Annotated in this window: 2 protein-coding genes and 1 pseudogene; all 3 read right to left on the bottom strand. The window is 51.0% G+C overall.

All coding sequences use genetic code 11. The annotated features are described in order from the left end of the window. Positions 1-143: 143 nt before the first annotated feature. The 3 genes and pseudogenes from ACTHSP_RS19655 to rfbC all read right to left on the bottom strand — a co-directional run bounded on the left by ACTHSP_RS19655 (position 144) and on the right by rfbC (position 2,359). On the bottom strand, positions 144-308 hold the full coding sequence (locus tag ACTHSP_RS19655) for a hypothetical protein (protein ID WP_371464994.1): 165 nt from the start codon (positions 306-308) through the stop codon (positions 144-146). 23 nt (positions 309-331) lie between these two features. Beyond that, positions 332-1,785: pseudogene (locus ACTHSP_RS19650) on the bottom strand (capsular polysaccharide biosynthesis protein); the annotation flags it as partial. A gap of 34 nt (positions 1,786-1,819) precedes the next feature. After that, a complete protein-coding gene (gene rfbC / locus ACTHSP_RS19645) occupies positions 1,820-2,359 on the bottom strand; it encodes a dTDP-4-dehydrorhamnose 3,5-epimerase (protein ID WP_049349314.1) in 540 nt (179 codons plus the stop codon). Between the last annotated feature and the right edge of the window lie 79 nt (positions 2,360-2,438).

The raw sequence follows: 2,438 nt of genomic DNA, 5'->3' as shown, positions 1-2,438 counted from the left end.
GTGCGCAAAGCCATCTGAAGGCGATGTGTTTAAACCTGTTGAAAGCGGCCAACAGGCTAAGTGTGCCTGTTGCCGCCTAAAAGGCGGCCCGGATGCCCAATTATAGGGCGTCCGGGGAGGATTAAGGGGGCATTTGGGTAGAATTAGGAGTGATTTGGGGAGGGAAATAGCCGAAAACCTTTGTTTAGGTTTCGGCTGTTGGGGAAGGACTTTTTTGCAAAGGTCTCTTGATCTAACTTCAATAGTGGGAAGCGGTCGATGTGTTTGGCGATCATGGCTTGTGCGGTTTGCTGGAAGAAGGTGGTCATGGAAAATCCCCTAAATGTCTTGGTAGGAATTTAGGGGATTTTGGGGAATTTTGCAAAGGTCTCTGATCGTCGAAGTTTTGGTTTTGTAGGATGTGTTCGAGACGGGACGGGGTTTCGGCATTGAAGTAAATACCCATATCGTCGGTAACGAGCGACAGCGGCGGCACTAAGTTGGAGCTGAGTCCGACCGAGCGGATAAAGCCGTCTTCCATGCGCAGCAGGGGGATGTGGTGTTGTTCGTCAAAGCGGACGATGGCCTCTTTGCCGTTGCCCCAAGCAAGGATGCGTGTATCGTCGGACAGTTTGACCCCGGCCAGTTTTTGGGTGGAAGAGATAAATTTCAGACGGCAAGAGGGTACGTTAAAGAACGGTTTGGCAACCGCGCGTTTCCACAAAAACATACCGACGCAATATAACTCGCCACGCAATTTGTCGTTTTTGCGTTTGACCGTCGCCAGATAGTCGATGACATCAAAGAGGTTGCCTGCTTCGTCGGTATTGGGGTTGAGGTAGCGGCTGTATTGCAGATAGGCTGCGGCGAAGAGCTGCAGCAAGTTGCGGGGGGCGCGGCGTTGGGTTCGAACAAGGCTGCCGATTTTAGGATGGCGGTCGTCGCTTACACCCCATCCGGCATACCACGGCAGGCCGAAGGTGGTCAGCGGCTTGCCGCACAAAAGTGCCTCAAAACCCATTTGCGAGGTAACGCAATAAACTTTATCGACGTTTTGCAACAAAGAAATCGGGTTGATGTCTTCTGCCAGAAGATGGACGCGGTGTTCTGCACCAGTTGGGTCAGATAGCCTTGTTTTTTGCCGCACAAAACATCGGGATGGGTTTTGACCCAAATATCGGCTTGCGGGTTTTCATTTAAAGCCGTCTGAAACATCAGTTCAAACGTAGAGGCGTCTGCGCCGCCATATTGGATGGCCATATCGCCGAAGGTTTGGTCGATAATGAGGACGGTTTCAGACTTGGATGGGGAGCGTAAGGGATGATTGTCTGAAAGTTCGGGCGCGTGGTTGTATTTGGACAGGTGGTGTTTTAGGATGAAATCCATCGCCTGCCGCGCCTGAGCCAAGGTTTCAGACGGCATGGCATCGGCGGCAAGAATCAGTTGTTCCAAACGCGAAGGACGTGTGGTGTCGTAGTAGATGCCGATGTTGTCATAGACGATGGAGTAGGGGGATAACCGGCGACTCCCAGGCCGAGCGATCGCAAAAAGCCGTCTTCCAAAGCAATAAAGGGAAGCTGGTGTTCAGCGGCGAAAGCACGCGCTTTGTGTGTTGTCGGGCGCAAACCCCAGCCGACAACAGCCTCTGCTCCTTTTCCGTCTTTGCAGATATGAAACTCAGACAATAGGGTGGAGAGATGGGGGATTTCGCGGATGCCGCGAGAGGGGATGTAGGCGTTTTTCACAATGCGTTTTCGTCGATTATTGTTATTAATGGATTTGTAGGCCGTCTGAAAAGAGGAACATTCTTTCAGACGGCCTGAATTATTTTTAAAACTTTTTAAAACGTGACGGCTTCGGCCAATACTTTGCCTGCCAAGTCTTTAGGCGACAGGTTCGGCTCGCCTTGCAACGGCCAGTCGATGCCGACGGTCGGATCATTCCAAATCAGCGAGTGTTCGGCTTTGGGGTTGTAATAATCCGTGCATTTATAGACGAACTCGGCTTCGTCGCTCAGTACATAGAAGCCGTGAGCGAAACCTTCGGGTACCCACAGTTGGCGTTTGTTTTCTGCGGACAGAATTTCGCCCACCCATTTGCCGAAAGTGGGGGAGTCTTTACGCATGTCGACAGCTACATCGAATACTTCGCCGACAACCACGCGTACGAGTTTGCCTTGTGTATTTTCGGTTTGATAGTGCAGGCCGCGCAATACGCCTTTGCTGGATTTGGAGTGGTTTTCCTGCACAAAGGTGCGGTTGCAGACTTGGGTCTTGAACCATTCGTCGCGGAAGGTTTCCATAAAAAAGCCGCGTGCATCGCCGAAGACTTGCGGCTCAAGCAGTTTTACGTCAGGAATGGCGGTATCAATGATGTTCATCTTTTTATCTTTCATCTAAAGGCCGTCTGAAAAGTTTCAGACGGCCTCAAACATTATTTTTTCAACAGGCGCAGCAAAT

The sequence above is a fragment of the Neisseria sp. P0001.S005 genome (assembly GCF_051963715.1).
The sequence above is the reverse complement of the archived record's forward strand: the minus strand, read 5'-3'. Positions and strand labels throughout refer to the sequence as shown.

What these genes read in the sequence shown, in the direction of transcription:
- rfbC (WP_049349314.1), bottom strand. Translation starts at nt 2,359, where the DNA reads ATGAACATCATTGATACCGCCATTCCTGACGTAAAACTGCTTGAGCCG.
- ACTHSP_RS19655 (WP_371464994.1), bottom strand. Translation starts at nt 308, where the DNA reads ATGACCACCTTCTTCCAGCAAACCGCACAAGCCATGATCGCCAAACAC.